General features: G+C 46.5%; 16 protein-coding genes. 13 read left to right on the top strand and 3 right to left on the bottom strand.

What is annotated here, in order from left to right; genetic code table 11:
• Nucleotides 1-25: 25 nt before the first annotated feature.
• Nucleotides 26-646 (top strand): barstar family protein, encoded by a 621-nt coding sequence (locus ICN15_RS06205; RefSeq protein WP_216201819.1) that lies wholly within the window; start codon nucleotides 26-28, stop codon nucleotides 644-646.
• Nucleotides 647-687: 41 nt separating this feature from the next.
• Here ICN15_RS06205 and ICN15_RS06200 read toward each other — a convergent pair whose 3' ends face one another.
• Complete coding sequence (locus ICN15_RS06200) at nucleotides 688-1,449, bottom strand: 16S rRNA (uracil(1498)-N(3))-methyltransferase (RefSeq protein ID WP_216201818.1); 762 nt, start codon at nucleotides 1,447-1,449, stop codon at nucleotides 688-690.
• 43 nt (nucleotides 1,450-1,492) lie between these two features.
• Between ICN15_RS06200 and tkt the strand changes: the two genes are divergently transcribed.
• Together tkt and gap are read left to right on the top strand one after the other, a co-directional pair.
• On the top strand, nucleotides 1,493-3,496 hold the full coding sequence (tkt, locus tag ICN15_RS06195) for a transketolase (RefSeq protein WP_216201817.1): 2,004 nt from the start codon (nucleotides 1,493-1,495) through the stop codon (nucleotides 3,494-3,496).
• Between the two features lie 57 nt (nucleotides 3,497-3,553).
• Nucleotides 3,554-4,582, top strand: a complete 1,029-nt coding sequence (gene gap, locus ICN15_RS06190) for a type I glyceraldehyde-3-phosphate dehydrogenase (protein ID WP_216201816.1) — start codon at nucleotides 3,554-3,556, stop codon at nucleotides 4,580-4,582.
• 123 nt (nucleotides 4,583-4,705) lie between these two features.
• Here the strand turns inward: gap and fur are convergent, their stop codons facing one another.
• Nucleotides 4,706-5,158, bottom strand: a complete 453-nt coding sequence (fur, locus tag ICN15_RS06185) for a ferric iron uptake transcriptional regulator (RefSeq protein ID WP_216202077.1) — start codon at nucleotides 5,156-5,158, stop codon at nucleotides 4,706-4,708.
• A 73-nt stretch (nucleotides 5,159-5,231) separates the two neighbouring features.
• Between fur and ICN15_RS06180 the strand changes: the two genes are divergently transcribed.
• The 10 genes from ICN15_RS06180 to hemL all read left to right on the top strand — a co-directional run bounded on the left by ICN15_RS06180 (nucleotide 5,232) and on the right by hemL (nucleotide 16,015).
• Nucleotides 5,232-5,936 carry an outer membrane protein assembly factor BamE gene (locus ICN15_RS06180; protein ID WP_255532886.1) on the top strand — a complete coding sequence of 235 codons (705 nt, stop codon included), beginning with the start codon at nucleotides 5,232-5,234 and terminating at the stop codon, nucleotides 5,934-5,936.
• A 69-nt stretch (nucleotides 5,937-6,005) separates the two neighbouring features.
• Nucleotides 6,006-6,815, top strand: coding sequence for a 4-hydroxy-tetrahydrodipicolinate reductase (dapB, locus tag ICN15_RS06175; RefSeq protein WP_216202076.1), 810 nt, complete (start codon nucleotides 6,006-6,008; stop codon nucleotides 6,813-6,815).
• A 29-nt stretch (nucleotides 6,816-6,844) separates the two neighbouring features.
• On the top strand, nucleotides 6,845-9,514 hold the full coding sequence (gene leuS, locus ICN15_RS06170; RefSeq protein ID WP_216201814.1) for a leucine--tRNA ligase: 2,670 nt from the start codon (nucleotides 6,845-6,847) through the stop codon (nucleotides 9,512-9,514).
• Nucleotides 9,515-9,563: 49 nt separating this feature from the next.
• The gene (gene lptE, locus ICN15_RS06165) at nucleotides 9,564-10,091 is read left to right on the top strand and encodes an LPS assembly lipoprotein LptE (protein ID WP_216201813.1); all 528 of its coding nucleotides are present in this window, start codon (nucleotides 9,564-9,566) and stop codon (nucleotides 10,089-10,091) included.
• An 18-nt stretch (nucleotides 10,092-10,109) separates the two neighbouring features.
• Entirely contained in the window at nucleotides 10,110-11,171 is a 1,062-nt protein-coding gene (gene holA, locus ICN15_RS06160; protein ID WP_216201812.1) for a DNA polymerase III subunit delta, read from the top strand.
• Nucleotides 11,172-11,232: 61 nt separating this feature from the next.
• Complete coding sequence (locus ICN15_RS06155) at nucleotides 11,233-12,519, top strand: glutamate-5-semialdehyde dehydrogenase (protein ID WP_216201811.1); 1,287 nt, start codon at nucleotides 11,233-11,235, stop codon at nucleotides 12,517-12,519.
• 45 nt (nucleotides 12,520-12,564) lie between these two features.
• Entirely contained in the window at nucleotides 12,565-12,990 is a 426-nt protein-coding gene (locus tag ICN15_RS06150; RefSeq protein ID WP_216201810.1) for a CopD family protein, read from the top strand.
• A 46-nt stretch (nucleotides 12,991-13,036) separates the two neighbouring features.
• A complete protein-coding gene (locus ICN15_RS06145) occupies nucleotides 13,037-14,503 on the top strand; it encodes a class I SAM-dependent RNA methyltransferase (RefSeq protein WP_216201809.1) in 1,467 nt (488 codons plus the stop codon).
• Between the two features lie 22 nt (nucleotides 14,504-14,525).
• Nucleotides 14,526-14,696 (top strand): rubredoxin, encoded by a 171-nt coding sequence (locus ICN15_RS06140; protein WP_071464595.1) that lies wholly within the window; start codon nucleotides 14,526-14,528, stop codon nucleotides 14,694-14,696.
• A gap of 26 nt (nucleotides 14,697-14,722) precedes the next feature.
• Entirely contained in the window at nucleotides 14,723-16,015 is a 1,293-nt protein-coding gene (gene hemL / locus ICN15_RS06135; RefSeq protein ID WP_216201808.1) for a glutamate-1-semialdehyde 2,1-aminomutase, read from the top strand.
• 23 nt (nucleotides 16,016-16,038) lie between these two features.
• Here hemL and ICN15_RS06130 read toward each other — a convergent pair whose 3' ends face one another.
• Nucleotides 16,039-16,878, bottom strand: a complete 840-nt coding sequence (locus ICN15_RS06130; RefSeq protein ID WP_216201807.1) for a symmetrical bis(5'-nucleosyl)-tetraphosphatase — start codon at nucleotides 16,876-16,878, stop codon at nucleotides 16,039-16,041.
• Nucleotides 16,879-16,899 lie beyond the last annotated feature (21 nt).

The raw sequence follows: 16,899 nt of genomic DNA, 5'->3' as shown, positions 1-16,899 counted from the left end.
GGTTAAGGGTAACCTAGCACCCATCATGAATAATCGCTCTGAAAACAGCACTACAGTGGGCTTCGAAGAACAAAGTCGAGCCGAAGGCTGGGATAGCAACGATAGACTCGAACCAGAATCTTTTGCTGCCAATATCTACGCAGAGGGCGGTTTATCTCGTTTACAAACCTATGCAGCAAATCAAGTTTCGGGGAAAAAAGTGACAGCTTCTTGGCGTGCCGCCTTGGCCGTTCGCGATGCCGGACCGCCGGCAATGTTGCGCAGTGTGCGCACTAACATCGTGCAATCCATTCGTGCCTTCCGCACTCCTGATCTACAGGAAGCGGCTACCGAGCTTGGCCAGCATTTTATTTACGCCAATTGTGCAAATGCAATGACAAAAGGTGAGGTTCTAGAGGCAATTGCCATTGCTTACACATTTACCAAGCAACAGGCAAAGAATTTTGATCCTTTGTTGGATGCTTTGACGACTACCGTTGATAAGTCTGGCCCACAGCCCGGTTTTGTGGTGGTGCTAGAAGGTTTGCCTTGCACCCAGAAGTTTGACAAAGAGGCTCGCGAGACGCTCTTGGATGTTTTCAGGGATGCAGTGGATTTCTGGTCTGAGCGTCGAACGCCTTATCGCGTGTTCTACTCTTTTGCCTAAGTAACTAAGTAAGAAGCATTAAAAAACAGTAAAAATCGCCTCTACCGGAGGCGATTTTGCATTTCTGGATCCCAAATACTGTGTACGGCCGTGATTGCCACGATGCCAGCAGTCTCTGTCCGCAAGACCCGATCCCCCAAGGAGACAATTTGATAGCCTGCCAGCTGGGCCTGCGCCTCTTCTTCTGGCGAATGACCACCTTCTGGCCCAATCATCAGAATCAGGTCTTGAGGCGGAGTATTTATAAGGACTGAATAGAGGCTTTTATCGGTATCTGGGCTTAAAAGTAGCTTAAGTGTGGTTTTCTGTGGCTTTTGAAGGTAAAGATCAAAAGTTTGTACTGGTTCTAAGGCAGCAAGTACTGTGCGATCGCATTGTTCGCAGGCAGCTTGAACGATCCCTTCCCAATGCAAAAGGCGTTTTTGCGCGCGTTCTGCATCGTTCGGGCGCGTTAACTTGATCACTGAGCGCTCACATTGCAGAGGGGCAATCACCTGGGCACCCGTCTCAATAGCCTTTTCAACGATCCAATCCATCTTGTCCCCGCCAGCAAGCCCTTGTGCCAAGGTAATTGCATAAGGGCTCTCGCGGTGGGTATCTTGGCGAATGTCGCTCAGTTCTGCCTCGCCAGTTTTATTCCCCAAGGAAAGCAGTTTTGCTTGGGCAACCTGGCCTTTTCCATCGAAGATAGGGAAGAATTCACCCACTTGGATGCGACGCACCCGCAAATGATGAGCAAGCTCAGGAGTCAGCAAGTTTGGCTTTTGGGATTCCCATGGTCCGGGAAGATAAAATTGAGGCATTACTGCAATATAGCTAATTAATTTTCTAGAGACCCAATTTACGATGTCAAACCTTCAAATTCGCATGGCTAATGCCATTCGCGCTTTATCCATGGATGCAGTTCAACAGGCAAATTCTGGTCATCCAGGAATGCCGATGGGCATGGCTGATATTGCAGTCGGTCTTTGGAATGAGCACTTACAACATAATCCGACAGATCCGCATTGGATTAATCGTGATCGTTTTGTCTTATCTAATGGTCACGGATCAATGTTGTTGTATTCCTTATTACATTTGACCGGTTATGACTTGCCGATCGGAGAGTTAAAAAATTTCCGCCAGTTGCATAGTAAAACTGCTGGCCATCCTGAATACGGAATTACTCCAGGTGTAGAAACGACTACCGGACCTTTAGGTCAGGGGATTTCTAATGCAGTCGGCATGGCACTTGCAGAAAAATTATTAGCAGAAGAATTTAATCGCCCTGGTCATCAGATTGTTGATCACTACACTTATGTATTTTTAGGTGACGGTTGTTTGATGGAGGGTATTAGCCATGAGGTGTGTTCTTTGGCTGGAACGCTCAAACTCAATAAGCTAATTGCACTATGGGATGACAACGGTATCTCGATTGATGGCAAAGTCGTTTCTTGGTTTAATGAAGATACGCCAAAGCGTTTTGAGGCTTATGGCTGGAATGTGATTCGTGATGTCGATGGTCATAATGCAGAAGTGGTATCGAGTGCAATCTCCAAAGCAAAGAAGAGTGATAAGCCAACCTTAATTTGCTGTAAGACTGCGATTGGTCAAGGCTCTCCAAACATGGCGGGTAGCGATAAAGTGCATGGCTCACCATTAGGTGCCGCTGAAATTGCTGCAACCCGGGTTGCCTTAAATTGGCCTTATGCTCCGTTTGAAATTCCACAAGATATTTATGAAGCTTGGGATTTTAAGAAGCGCGGCCAAGCTGCTGAGCATGAGTGGAATAAAGAATTCCAAGCTTATCGGAATAAATACCCTGAGCTCGCTTCTGAATTACAGCGTCGCATGCAGGGTGATTTGTCGCAAGATTTCTCAGCCACTTTGAATGCTTATCTCAAGACTTGCGAATCAAAAGCGGAAACCATTGCGACTCGTAAGGCAAGTCAAAATGCGATTGAAGCTTTGGCCCCAGCCCTACCAGAATTTATGGGAGGCTCTGCCGACTTAACGGGTTCTAACTTAACCAATTGGTCTACCTCTAAACCAGTGCGCGCAGATCAATGGGGTAACCATATTAATTATGGTGTGCGTGAGTTTGGCATGAGCGCCATCATGAATGGCATCGCTTTGCATGGTGGATATATTCCATTTGGCGGTACATTCCTTACCTTCTCAGATTACAGTCGTAATGCCTTGCGCATGGCTGCATTGATGAAGTTGCGGAGTATCTTTGTGTTTACGCATGACTCCATTGGCTTAGGTGAGGACGGTCCAACCCACCAATCTGTGGAGCATGTGGCGAGCCTACGATTGATTCCGAATTTAATGGTTTGGCGTCCATGCGACACCACTGAGAGTGCGGTTGCATGGGGTGCTGCGATTGAGCGCAAGCATGGCCCAAGCGCTCTGATCTTCAGTCGTCAGAATTGTCCATTTGTGTCGCGCGATGGTCAGCAAGTAAAAGATATTTCCCGTGGCGCTTATGTATTGCGTGACCCTAAAAAGGCAAAAATCAATGCTGTGATTATTGCCACTGGTTCTGAAATTGCCTTGGCTTTACAAACTGCTGAGCGCTTAGAAAAAGAGGGCTTAGGCATTAGGGTGGTATCAATGCCTTCAACCACCGTATTTGATCAACAAGATTCTGCTTACAAAACAAAAGTATTGCCTGCCGATATTCCACGGATTGCTGTTGAGGCAGGTGTCAGTGATTTCTGGTGGAAGTATGGTTGTGCAGCAGTACATGGCGTGGATACCTTTGGTGAGTCTGCGCCAGCACCCGTACTCTATGAATATTTTGGCTTAACTGTGGATGAGATCTCCAAAACAGTAAAGCAATGTATTGTGAAGAAACAAAAAAGATAAGAAGCAATAAGAAGCGAAGTATCGCCTTAGAAATTTAATGTTAGCAAGGAAAATGGCATGACAATTCGTGTTGCAATTAATGGTTATGGTCGCATTGGTCGTATGGTCTTGCGTGCCCTGTATGAGGATCAGGTCAATGGCAAGCCAAGGCGGGATATCAAAATCGTGGCGATTAATGCCATGGGTGATATTGATATCAATGCACACCTTACGCAATATGATTCAGCACATGGTCGTTTTCCAGCAGAAGTAAAAGTAGACGGTGATTGCATGGTGGTCAATGGCGATCGTATCAACATGTTCTCCACTCGCACTCCTTTGGAAACTCCTTGGGGAGAATTAGGCGTTGATTTAGTTTTGGAATGCTCAGGCAAATTTACTTCAAAAGAAAAAGCCATGGTGCACATCTCTCAAGGTGCAAAGAAAGTACTCATTTCTGCTCCTGGTGAAAAAGATGTGGATGCCACGATTGTGTATGGCGTGAATCAACAGGTTTTAAAGCCTAGTGATATCGTGGTTTCGAATGCCAGCTGCACGACAAACTGTTTGGCTCCCTTGGTTAAGCCATTGCTAGAAAAGATTGGTATTGAGTCTGGTTTGATGACCACGATTCATGCATTTACCAATGACCAGGTTCTAACTGACGTGTATCACAAGGATATGCGTCGTGCTCGCTCTGCAGTCAGCAGCATGATTCCAACGAAGACCGGTGCTGCCAAAGCCGTAGGCCTAGTCTTGCCAGCATTGGCAGGTCGTTTTGATGGTTTCGCCATGCGCGTCCCAGTGATTAATGTGTCTGTAGTGGATTTAACGTTTGCTGCCAGCCGAGCCACAAGCGTAGATGAAGTCAATTCCATCCTGAAGACTGCCAGCGAAGGGGAATTAAAGGGTATTTTGGGCTTTAATACTTTGCCACTGGTATCCATTGACTTTAACCATGACCCCCGTCCCAGCATTTACGATGCCTCCCAAACTAGAGTTTCTGCTGATGGCAAATTGGTGAAGGTGTTGTCTTGGTATGACAACGAATGGGGCTATTCAGTGCAGATGCTCAATGCGGCTGAAGCTTTAATGGCGGTAAAGTAGGTTACTAGTCGTTAAAAGACGCTAAAAGTTAGTAAAATTTCTCTTCATGCTCAAAAAAGACCTCAATTGAGGTCTTTTTCACATATTTAATCTACATCCTTAGTGTAATTAAGCCTTAAAGCATCAACTGGCCTGTTTATTGCGGCAATTTTTCTTTTGACAGTGGCCATACATGGCTAAGGAGTGCTCTTGGAGCTTAAAACCGAGGTTTTTAGCAATGTCACGTTGTCTTTTTTCAATGGCTTCATCAACAAACTCTTCTACATGGCCGCAGTCTAGGCAAACCAAATGATCGTGGTGTTGGCCTTCATTAAGCTCATAAATAGCCCTACTATCACCTTTAGAGGACTCAAAATGACTGCGGAGTAGAAGACCCGCCTGTTCAAACTGGGTAAGTACTCTATAAACCGTGGCTAAGCCAATTTCCTTGTCATCCTTGGCTAGAGCCAAAAAGACATCTTCAGCACTAAAGTGCGTGCCCCCATTGTGATGAAAAAAATCCAGAATTTTCATGCGAGGACCAGTCGCTTTAAGGCCAATATCGCGTAAATCCGTAGGTGTGGGGTTTTGGTTCATATTCAGGGGTTTGGGGGCTAAAATCAATGTCTTAATGATACGGCCTCCCATGCAAAATCGCCTTCAACTTTTTATGAGTTTTTTCCAACCCGTTTTAGGGATGCTCCATTTTGCCCGTTCCTGTCTGCTAATAGCTACTTTTGGTGGGGCGCTGATGGTTGCTGGTTGCACTAGTGCTGTTAATGAGACGCAACGCGCTTGGATGAATACCGTCTTTAGGCCTTATGTTCCAGATGTAGTGCAAGGCAACTTTATTTCGAGTGAGCAATACGCCAAGTTACAAGTTGGCCAAAGTCGCGAGCAAGTGCGCCAAATTCTTGGCACACCTTTGCTTGCAAGTTATTTCCATGCAAATCGTTGGGATTACGTTTTTGAATTCAAGCGTGCAAATCAAGTGATGGGCAAGGAGCGTCGCGTTACGGTATTTTTCGAAGGTGATAAGTTGGTGAAGTTTCAAGGTGATGCTTTGCCAACGGACGTAGAGTTGGTTGCTGAGATTGATGGCTATGCAAAAACAAAACGCTCATTCTGGGATGTAATGACTGGGTCTAATAAACCACCCATTACACCTGCATTACAACAACCTGAATTACTCGTTCCTAGCCCAACCAATAATTTGCCGGCTGGAGCTGCTGTGCCTGCGGCTGCGGCAGCTTCCACTAGCAGCTCTTTTTGGGACTTTTTTAGTTTTTCAAAGAAGCCATCAGCAGCTCAGCCTGAACCTCAGCAGTTAGGCCCTGGCGCCCTGAATGTTCCGCAGGCTAGTGAAACTAAATAAAGATTACTTTTGCGTTGAGGCTGAGTAATTTTTTTCGGCAACCTTTAATAAGAAACGAAGATGCAAATGATGAAAATCGCAATCGCTGGTGCTACTGGGCGCATGGGAAAAATGTTAATCGAAGCGGTGCTCAATTGCTCAGACGCCGAGCTGGTTGGCGCGCTTGAACATGAGTCTTGTCCTTTGGTCGGTGAAGATGCTGGTGCATTCTTGGGTAAGAAAACGGGAGTATTGATTACGTCCGACATTACCCAAGCCTTAAGTGGCGCTGAATATTTAATTGACTTTACGCGTCCTGAGGGCACGATGGCGCATTTAGCAGTAGCGCAAAAGACAGGTAGCAAAATGATTATCGGCACCACGGGCTTGAGCCCTACGCAAATTGATGGCCTGAAAAAAGCCTCTGCAAATTTAGCAATCGTCTTTGCTCCTAACATGAGTGTGGGTGTGAACGCTACTTTTAAGCTGCTAGAGATCGCCGCTAAAATGCTGAACGAAGGTTACGATATTGAAATCATTGAAGCTCACCATCGCCACAAAGTCGATGCCCCATCGGGTACTGCTTTAAGAATGGGTGAAGTGATTGCCAATGCGCTTGGGGAAAAATTGGATGATGTTGCTGTATTTGCTCGTGAGGGTCATACCGGAGAGCGTAAAGCAGGCTCTATCGGTTTTGCCACTATTCGGGGTGGCGATATTGTGGGCGATCACACAGTCTTGTTTGCGGGTGAGGGCGAGCGTATCGAAATTAGCCATAAATCCTCCAGCCGTCAGTCTTACGCACAAGGTTCTTTGAGGGCTGCGCGGTTCTTACAGGCTCAGAGTTCAGGCTTGTACGACATGCAAGATGTGCTTGGCCTTCGCAAGTCAATTGGGTAAATCAGCGTAGAAGAAATGAGTTTGATGGAATGAGTCAGGATTACGATCACCGCAGTATTGAGGCGGCAGCGCGTGCGGACTGGGAAAGTACGCAAGCATATAAGGTAGTTGAGAATGCAGTAGATGCCTCTGGTAAGCCAAGGCCAAAATACTATGCTTGCTCTATGCTGCCTTACCCATCAGGTAAGTTACATATGGGCCATGTTCGTAACTACACTATCAATGATGTGATGGCTCGACAATTGCGTATGCAGGGTTACAACGTATTAATGCCAATGGGCTGGGATGCATTCGGTATGCCCGCTGAAAATGCAGCCATTCAGAATAAAGTGCCTCCAGCGAAATGGACTTACGACAACATTGCTTATATGAAAAAGCAAATGTCAACGATGGGTTTAGCAATCGATTGGTCGCGTGAAGTAGCTACTTGCAGTCCTGACTACTATCGCTGGAATCAATGGCTCTTTTTGAAGATGCTTGAAAAGGGGATTGCTTATCGGAAAACCCAGGTCGTTAATTGGGATCCAATTGATCAAACCGTATTGGCGAATGAACAGGTCATTGATGGTCGAGGCTGGCGTTCCGGTGCCTTAGTTGAAAAGCGTGAGATCCCTGGCTACTATTTCGATATCACCGCATACGCAGAACAATTACTTTCTGGCTTGGATGACTTAGGTTGGCCTGAACGCGTTAAGACGATGCAGCAGAACTGGATTGGTAAAAGCCGTGGGGTCCGTTTTGCTTTCAAGCATGAAGTTGCAGATGCAAATGGTAACTTAGTTCAAGATGGCCAACTCTATGTGTTTACAACGCGTGCAGACACCATTATGGGGGTCACATTCTGCGCGGTTGCTGCCGAACATCCACTAGCAACCCTTGCTGCTAAAGGCAATCCTGAGCTCGCAGCGTTTATTGAGAAATGTAAAACCGGTAGTGTGATTGAAGCTGATCTCGCTACTCAAGAAAAAGAAGGCATGTTCACGGGTATGTATGTGACACATCCTCTTACTAATGAGCCTGTGCCAGTTTGGGTCGGGAATTATGTGTTGATGTCTTATGGCGATGGTGCCGTCATGGGTGTGCCCGCACATGACGAGCGTGATTTTGCTTTTGCTCTCAAATATGAATTACCAATCAAACAGGTGATTGCTCTGCGCTCGCCTTCAGACATGTTTAATACAAGCCATTGGCAAGATTGGTATGCGCAAAAAGACAATGTAGTTTGTCTGAACAGCGGTAAATATGACGGTATGTCCTATGAAGAGGCGGTCAGTGCCGTTGCAGTAGACCTAGAAAAAATGGGCATTGGAGAAATTAAAACCACTTATCGTTTACGGGACTGGGGCATCTCTCGTCAGCGCTATTGGGGCACCCCAATTCCGATTATTCATTGTGGTGATGAGCAGAATCCGGGTTGCGGGGCAGTTCCTGTTCCTGAAGCAGACTTACCAGTGGTATTGCCTGAGGATTGCGTCCCTGATGGGAGCGGCAATCCATTAAACAAGCGCGCCGACTTTCTAAATGTGCAGTGTCCGAAATGTGGCAAGCCTGCGCGTCGTGAGACTGACACCATGGATACCTTTGTGGATTCTTCTTGGTATTTCATGCGCTACACCGGTCCCAATGCTAAGACGATGGTTGATGAGCGGAATGCATATTGGATGCCGATGGATCAATACATTGGCGGGATTGAGCATGCCATTTTGCACTTACTGTATGCACGCTTCTGGACGAAAGTCATGCGTGATCTCAAGTTGATTACTTTTGATGAGCCTTTTCAAAACTTGTTGACGCAAGGCATGGTTCTCAATGAGACCTATTACTCTGAAGAAGCTTCTGGTAAAAAGACTTGGTTAAATCCGCTAGATGTTGAGCTCGAACTTGATGAGAAAGGTCGTCCTCAGGGTGCTAAGTTAAAGGGGGATACCTCTGGCAAGCCCATCATCATTGGCGGCATTGAGAAAATGTCCAAGAGCAAGAACAACGGCGTTGATCCGCAGGCATTAATTGATCAGTATGGCGCAGATACTGCGCGCCTATTTGTCATGTTTGCTGCCCCTCCAGAGCAACAGTTGGAATGGTCTAGCGCTGGTGTTGAAGGCGCATCTCGTTTCTTGCGTCGTGTCTGGGTATACACCAGCAGTCAAGCAGATTCGATCCGAGCATCTGACGCGAAGTTACCAAGTGAGTTAAATGATGCTGAAAAAGCATTGCGTCGTGAAGTACATACCATTCTTAAGCAGGCCAATTTTGATTATCAGCGCCGGCAGTACAACACCGTAGTTTCAGCGGCAATGAAAATACTCAATGTATTAGAGCCAATCAAACTAGATGCTGGTGTTGTGCGACCTGCAGTATTGCGCGAGTGCTTAAGTATTCTGATCCGAGTGTTATATCCAGTGGTGCCGCATGTCACCTATGCACTCTGGAATGAATTAGACTGTCACAAAACTTTTGGCACATTGTTAGATGCACCTTGGCCAATGGTGGATGAAGCGGCGCTAGTACAAACAGAGTTGACCATCATGCTTCAAATTAATGGCAAATTGCGCGGAGATATTCGTGTGCCGGCTGATGCAACTAAAGAACAAATTGAGGCTTTGGCTCTGCAGAGTGAGCCTGCCGTCAAAATGCTCAATGGTGCAGCGCCTAAGAAGGTGATTGTTGTGCCGGGTCGTTTAATTAATATTGTTGCTTAGATTGCCCATTTAAATTACTAATGCATTATTTTGAACAGAAACTATAGACATGAGCGTAAATCACCTTAGACGTACTATGCTTGGTTTGCTTGTTATGGCTCCGATTAGTAGTTTGATCGCCTGCGGCTATCGTTTGCGTGGCATGGTTGACCTGCCATTTAAAGTGATTGCAATTACGGGTAGCCCGTCACCACCCTTGCGTGGAGATTTACAAACCACTATTTTGACCGGTACCGATGCCAAGGTAGCCATTAATCCGAAAGATGCTGATCTCATTTTAGAAGTGATTAGCGACCTGGATAGCCGAGAGATATTAGCCTATAACTCAAATGGCCAAGTCTCCGCCTATCGTTTAAACATCCGCGTGATTTTCAGGGCGTATGACAACTCTGGCGCGGACGTTGTACCGGAGTCTGAAATTTATCTGACTCGCGATATGGACTTCTCAGTATCGACCGTCTTGGCAAGCGATGTTCAAATGCAGCAGTTTCTATCTTTGATGCGCAGAGATTTGGCGGTACAGATTCTGCGTCGGGTTGCTGCTTCTGCACGTGCACCTCAGGCCCGCAGATTTTAGGAAGTGATTAACTATTAAATGGTTAAAAACGACGCCCTACAGGTTCATTTAAAGTCACTGAATTCTGCCGCTTCATTCAAGCCTCTATATATTTTTAGTGGGGACGAACCTCTTTTGATGATGGAAGCAATGGATCAGTTGCGAGCCACCGCTAAGAAAATGGCTTACACCGATCGAGAAGTTTTATTGCAGGAGCGCGGTTTTGATTGGAGTGCTTTATTAAGTGCTGGACAGACTATGTCCTTGTTTGGAGATAAGCGCTGGGTAGAGTTGCGGATTCCCACTGGCAAGCCTGGACGGGATGGCGCTGAAGCGTTAAAACAGTTCTCGGCTCAAATTGAGGCTCAGATAGTGGGGGCTGAAGGCCCTGATACGATTTTTTGCATCATTTTGCCGAAGTTAGACGGCAAGACCAAAACTTCGGCCTGGTTTAGTGCGCTGGATGACGTGGGTATGGCTATTCAGTTAGATTCTTTGGATCGCACTCAATTGCCACAATGGATTGCAGGACGTCTCAAAAAACAGGGTCAAGAAGTTGAATCTGGGCCAGAGGGGCAGAGAGCTCTAGCTTTCATTGCCGAGCAGGTAGAAGGCAATCTCATTGCTGCCCATCAAGAAATTCAGAAGCTGGGTTTACTATATCCAACGGGCGTATTAACTGAAGAGCAAATTCGGTCTGCTATTTTGAAAGTAGCCCGTTACAACGTTTTTGAGCTGACTGAGGCGATGTTGGCAGGTGATCTGCCCCGCCTGAATCGGATGTTAGATGGACTCAAAGGAGAGGGCGAGCCTTTGGTATTAATTTTATGGAGCGTGACTGAAGAGCTTCGGATACTATCGAAACTGAAGGCGGCGAGTGACGCTGGTGAGTCAGTGCAGAATTTAATGCGGACTAACCGAATCTGGGGCAATAAGGAGCGTTTGTATCCAATGGCGCTAAAGCGGGTGCAGCCTTTGAGGTTGCGACGAGCAATGCAGGTTGCGGCCGGTTTAGATCGTCAAGCCAAAGGACTGCATGCAGCAGAGTTGCCAGCGGATCCTTGGGATGGTTTGCGTTTGGTAGGTAATTTATTGCGCTAGATCAATCGAATCTGAAAATTCAATTGAGATAAAACAAGATTCATTTAGACATAGTAAAGACATGAGTAATTCAACAGATACCATTCACCAGCTGATGCAAGATATTGGGCGACGTGCACGTCAGGCATCACGTGCAATGGCGCGCGCATCTAGTGAACAGAAAAACCAAGCCCTATTGCATATTGCCCAGTTGATTCGTGAGCGGACCAATGAAATTGAGCGGGTGAATGGACTCGATGTTGCTCGTGCAAAAGCGAATGGTCAGGATGCCGCATTCATTGATCGCTTAACCATGACCCCTAAAACGATTGAATCAATGGCCTTAGGTTTAGAGCAAATTGTTTCCTTAGAAGATCCGATTGGCAAAATGACGCCAATGCAAAAGCAAGCCTCTGGCATTGAACTAAGCCAAATGCGTGTGCCACTCGGGGTCATTGGCATCATTTATGAATCTCGTCCTAATGTAACAATTGATGCCGCTGCACTTTGCCTCAAATCGGGCAATGCGGTGATTTTGCGTGGGGGCTCTGAAGCGATTGATTCCAATACTTTGCTGGCGCAGTTCATTCAAGAGGGCTTAGATGCTGCCCATTTACCAATGGATGCTGTTCAGGTAGTGACTACGACTGATCGTAGCGCTGTGGGTGAGATGATTACCATGACGGAATATATCGATGTTATTGTGCCGCGCGGCGGCAAGAGCTTAATTGCCCGCTTAATGGCTGAGGCACGAGTGCCAATGATTAAGCATTTGGATGGTATTTGCCACACCTATATTGATGCGGATGCAGACATTGCAATGGCGATCAAGGTTTGCGATAACGCCAAGACCCAGCGCTACGCACCTTGTAACGCAATGGAAACCTTATTAGTAAATACATCCATCGCAGCGCAGGTTTTACCTGTTCTATGCAAAATCTATCAAGATAAAGGTGTTGAGTTGCGGGTAGATGGGCTCACACGGAAGACCTTAGAGGCAGCAGGATTCGAGAAGCTCGTCAATGCGACCGAAGAAGATTGGCACACGGAGTATTTGGCGCCGATTTTATCGATTAAAACTGTTGCGGATATCGATGAGGCGATGGGTCATATTGAGCAATACGGTAGTAAGCATACCGATGCCATCATTACGAATAATCAAGCCCATGCTAATCGTTTCTTACGTGAAGTAGATAGCGCAAGCGTCATGGTTAATGCCAGCACCCGTTTTGCCGATGGTTTTGAATATGGTCTTGGCGCTGAGATCGGCATCTCTAATGATAAATTGCACGCTCGTGGTCCGGTAGGCTTAGAGGGGCTGACTTCTCTCAAATACATCGTCATGGGTCATGGCGAGATTCGCACTTAATTTATTCAGTCATATTTAACCACTTAAGAACAGAAATTATTCATCATGGGCAATGCGTATCTCTGGACTAAGACATTTCATATTGTCTTGATTGCCTCTTGGTTTGCAGGTTTATTTTATCTCCCCCGAATTTTTGTGAACTTGGCAGATGAAAAAAATCCCGAGGCCTATGCCCGTCTTTTGGGTATGGCTGAGCGCTTACTGCGTTTCATGACCATTTTGGCTGTGCCAGCAGTATTACTTGGCCTTACGCTGTGGTTACATTTTAAGATTGGTGCTGGTGAGATTTGGATGCACGCCAAAGTATTTTTTGTCATTTTGGTGATTGTCTATCACTATGCCTGCTGGAAACTAGTTAAAGATTTTCGCCTTGGTATCAATATCCATTCCGGTGTTTGGTACCGTTGGTTTAATGAGGCGCCTGTCTTACTCATGTTAATAGTGACTGCTTTGGTGGTGATTAAGCCTTGATGCCCTTGTATTTCCCCATCTATACCCTTTTTAGATTGCTAGCCTCATGAGATTTTTTGTTGTTTGCCCAGGTGGACTAGAAGTGCCACTAGCGCAAGAGCTGGCGAAGATTGCACAACGACCAGACTGTAAAGCCTTGGGAGCCTGGGTCATCGATTCCACGCCAACGAGCCCAACCGGCGGTGTAGGTTTGGCAGCACCACTGTCTGCAGCAATGGCCCTGAACTTACATTCTCGGATTGCCAGTCGCGTTTTGTTACAGATGGCTGATGCGCCATATCGTCAAGAAGAGGATTTATATAAGTTAGCGAGTGGCTTAGCTTGGGAGGAGTGGTTTTCTTCGAAACAAACCTTGCGTGTGGACGTTACTGCACATCGCTCACCATTAAAGAGTTTGAATTTCGCAACCTTAAAGATTAAGGATGCCATTGTCGATCGCTTGCGTGACGTTACGGGCGATCGTCCTAGCATCGATACTGCTTTTCCTGATGTACGCGTTCAAGCTCACCTAACTGCTACCCATGTCACCATTTATTTAGATACTTCCGGTGAGGCTTTATTTAAGCGCGGTTGGCGAGATGAAAAAGGGGATGCTCCTTTAAAAGAGAATCTTGCAGCAGGAATCTTATCCATCACGGGCTGGGAGCCTGCGCAAACTTTATTTGATCCGATGTGTGGCAGTGGCACCTTTCTGATCGAGGCAGCACAAATTGCTTTAGCGATTCCGCCAGGTGGCATTCGGGCTGGGATGTACGGGGATGATGCTAAACCTTCGCGACTGGCCTATCGCCCCTTAGTAACTTCCGCCCATGGCTTTGGTTTCCAGCGGCTCAAGCCCTTTAATGAAGTGGCAGAGCAAAAGCGCTGGGTAACGTTGAAAGAGGCTGCCCAAGCGGAAATGATGGAAAAGCGCACACAGTTCCCCGATGCAGAATCTCTGGGTATCAGTGGCGGTGATATTAATGAGCGTTTAGTAGCGATGTTTAAAGGTAATTGGCAGCGTGCTCAATTGCCTGGTTTACCAGTGACGCGTCAGATTGATGCTTTAGTCAGTAAACCCCCAGTGAATGCAAAAGAGGGCGTGATGTTATTGAATCCACCTTATGGTGAGCGCTTGGTCATTCAGGGTGGACGAGGGCAGAATCATGCTGTAGGAAGTGATCCCGATCAAGACTCCAACGATCAGGTGGAAGAACCTGAAGATCGCTTTGCGTATAACCTAGAGACAGGTCGCCAAAGCGCTAAACGCTCTAGTCGCGAATCCCTTAAGAAGTTGCAATCCCAAGAAGAGCAGGACCCCCGATTTGTGGAGTTCTTAAGGCAATTTGGCCAGCATCTGAAAGATGCTTTTGGTGGCTGGAATGTCTTTGTTCTCACTGCAGATATGGCCTTGCCGGGACAGTTGCGTATTAAAGAATCGAAGCGCACTCCTTTGTTTAACGGCCCATTGGAATGTAGGCTCTTCAAGTTTGAGATGCATCAGAAGCGCGATCAACCAGCAGATTTAAAATAGAAAATATTTAAGAAAGACGGCAATGGAATTCAAAACCTATATGTGTTTAATTTGTGGCTGGGTCTATGATGAGGCCGCTGGCTTGCCTGATGAGGGTATTGCACCTGGAACACTATGGAAAGATGTTCCTATGAACTGGACTTGCCCTGAGTGCGGCGCACGCAAGGAAGATTTTGAAATGATGGCGATTTAATTCATTAGCGAAAGTAGGAGAGTAACGTGGGACAAAACGAAATTTTATTTGAGCGCGCGCAAAAGACGATTCCTGGAGGTGTGAATTCTCCGGTGCGTGCTTTCCGCCAGGTAGGTGGAACACCCCGTTTCGTTACCAAAGCCAAAGGCCCTTATTTTTGGGATGCTGAAGATAAGCGCTACATTGATTTGATTATGTCTTGGGGGCCTATGATTGCAGGCCATGCCAATCCTGAAATCGTTGAAGCAGTCAAGAAGGCGGCTGAAACGAGCTTTAGTTATGGCGCACCGACCGAAGGTGAAATCGAATTAGCTGAACGTCTTTGCCAATTGGTGCCCAGTATTGAGCAAGTGCGCATGGTGTCCAGCGGTACCGAAGCAACCATGAGCGCCTTGCGTCTTGCCCGAGGCTATACCGGACGAGATCTCATCATTAAGTTTGAGGGTTGTTATCACGGTCATGCCGACAGCCTATTAGTCAAAGCGGGCTCTGGTCTTTTGACATTTGCTGACTCCACTCAAAATGCCCCTTCTTCTGGCGGCGTTCCACATGATTTGGTGAAACATACTTTAGTACTGCCTTACAACGATGTTGCCGCATTGGAGGAAGTATTTAAGAATCAGGGCGATCAAATTGCGGCAGTGATCTTAGAGCCTATTTGCGGCAATATGAATTTAATTAAGCCCTCAACGGCATTCTTGACGTCGATGCGTAGTTTGACTAGTCAATATGGCAGCGTACTCATTTACGATGAAGTGATGACCGGCTTTAGAGTGGCCTTAGGCGGAGCCCAATCCTTGCAAGGGATTACGCCTGACTTAACTTGTCTTGGTAAGGTGATGGGCGGCGGTATGCCCATGGCAGCCTTTGGCGGTAAAAAAGAAATCATGTCTAAGTTGGCTCCTTTGGGGAACGTCTATCAGGCTGGCACCTTATCGGGCAATCCAGTAGCGGTAGCCGCAGGATTAAAGACATTGGAGATTATTGCGCGTGAAGGTTTTTACGAGTGCCTAACAGGTCAAACAGAAAAACTGATGGCCGGACTTAAGCAGGCAGCTGATGAAGCAAGCATCCCTTTTGCGGTAGATAGTGTTGGCGGCATGTTTGGCTTCTACTTCGCTGATCAAGTTCCCACCTCATTCGAAGCAGTAACTAAAACGGACATAGAAGCATTTAAAAAATTCTTCCACTTGATGTTAGATCAAGGAGTGTATTTAGCTCCATCGGCTTACGAGGCAGGCTTTACGTCTATTGCCCATGACAATGCCGTTTTGGATGAGATTATTGCTGCAGCCCGACACTCTTTTAAGGCGCTATAAGCCGTAGTAAAAAATCTTGGGGCTTACATTCTGAGTGGATGATCGTAACCATCCACTTGAATAATTTCTAGCTTTTTACTCGCTTTACCGGAGTCCGGAATTTCCATGGCAGTGAGTTTCCCGCCCCATACACATCCGGTATCCAAGCCGATAATATTTTGTTGTCGTAACAGCCCCAATGTAGACCAGTGCCCAAAATAGATGAGGGTATCTTTGGTTTTTCTTTTGGGGGTTTTGAACCACGGAATATAGCCTTTGGGGCCGCTCTCGAAACCTTCTTTGCTATTGAACTCCATCGTACCGGCAGGCGTACAAAAACGAATACGCGTGAGTGCATTGGTAATCACACGAAGCCGCTCATAGCCTTTCAGTGAGTTACTCCACTTCTTTGGGATATTGCCATACATATGCGCTAAGAAATCCTTGTAGGATTTTTTGCGGAGCGCCTTTTCTACTTCTTGCGCGCATTCAATAGTCTGCTGTAAATCCCATTGAGGTAGGACGCCTGCATGAACAGTCAAGACTTTGCCATTGCTTAGTGCCATGGGTCGATGGCGCAACCAATTGATTAACTCCGCCTTGTCTGGGGCATCTAGAATAGGTCTTAAGGTATCTAGGCCTTTGGTCATGCGGATCCCAGCATCAATGGCCAGTAAATGCAAATCATGATTGCCAAGAATGCATTCAATACGCTGTTCTTCCTGTAATTTCTTAAGATAGCGTAATGTACCTAATGAGTCCGGCCCTCTATTGACCAGATCGCCTAAGAAAATAATCTTCGATTTAGTGGGGATCTTTTTGACAAGCGTTTTTAAAGAGGGTGTGCACCCTTGGATATCGCCTACGGCATAGATCTTGCTCATGCTCTATCTTAAATCGAAAAG

Source organism: Polynucleobacter sp. CS-Odin-A6 (assembly GCF_018882095.1).
GTDB lineage: Bacteria > Pseudomonadota > Gammaproteobacteria > Burkholderiales > Burkholderiaceae > Polynucleobacter.
Note: the sequence above shows the minus strand (reverse complement) of the source record. Positions and strands in the feature narration are given on the sequence as shown.

Coding starts and splice junctions, on each gene's coding strand:
- ICN15_RS06205 (WP_216201819.1), top strand. CDS start 26: ATGAATAATCGCTCTGAAAACAGCACTACAGTGGGCTTCGAAGAACAA.
- ICN15_RS06200 (WP_216201818.1), bottom strand. CDS start 1,449: ATGCCTCAATTTTATCTTCCCGGACCATGGGAATCCCAAAAGCCAAAC.
- tkt (WP_216201817.1), top strand. CDS start 1,493: ATGTCAAACCTTCAAATTCGCATGGCTAATGCCATTCGCGCTTTATCC.
- gap (WP_216201816.1), top strand. CDS start 3,554: ATGACAATTCGTGTTGCAATTAATGGTTATGGTCGCATTGGTCGTATG.
- fur (WP_216202077.1), bottom strand. CDS start 5,158: ATGAACCAAAACCCCACACCTACGGATTTACGCGATATTGGCCTTAAA.
- ICN15_RS06180 (WP_255532886.1), top strand. CDS start 5,232: ATGAGTTTTTTCCAACCCGTTTTAGGGATGCTCCATTTTGCCCGTTCC.
- dapB (WP_216202076.1), top strand. CDS start 6,006: ATGAAAATCGCAATCGCTGGTGCTACTGGGCGCATGGGAAAAATGTTA.
- leuS (WP_216201814.1), top strand. CDS start 6,845: ATGAGTCAGGATTACGATCACCGCAGTATTGAGGCGGCAGCGCGTGCG.
- lptE (WP_216201813.1), top strand. CDS start 9,564: ATGAGCGTAAATCACCTTAGACGTACTATGCTTGGTTTGCTTGTTATG.
- holA (WP_216201812.1), top strand. CDS start 10,110: ATGGTTAAAAACGACGCCCTACAGGTTCATTTAAAGTCACTGAATTCT.
- ICN15_RS06155 (WP_216201811.1), top strand. CDS start 11,233: ATGAGTAATTCAACAGATACCATTCACCAGCTGATGCAAGATATTGGG.
- ICN15_RS06150 (WP_216201810.1), top strand. CDS start 12,565: ATGGGCAATGCGTATCTCTGGACTAAGACATTTCATATTGTCTTGATT.
- ICN15_RS06145 (WP_216201809.1), top strand. CDS start 13,037: ATGAGATTTTTTGTTGTTTGCCCAGGTGGACTAGAAGTGCCACTAGCG.
- ICN15_RS06140 (WP_071464595.1), top strand. CDS start 14,526: ATGGAATTCAAAACCTATATGTGTTTAATTTGTGGCTGGGTCTATGAT.
- ICN15_RS06130 (WP_216201807.1), bottom strand. CDS start 16,878: ATGAGCAAGATCTATGCCGTAGGCGATATCCAAGGGTGCACACCCTCT.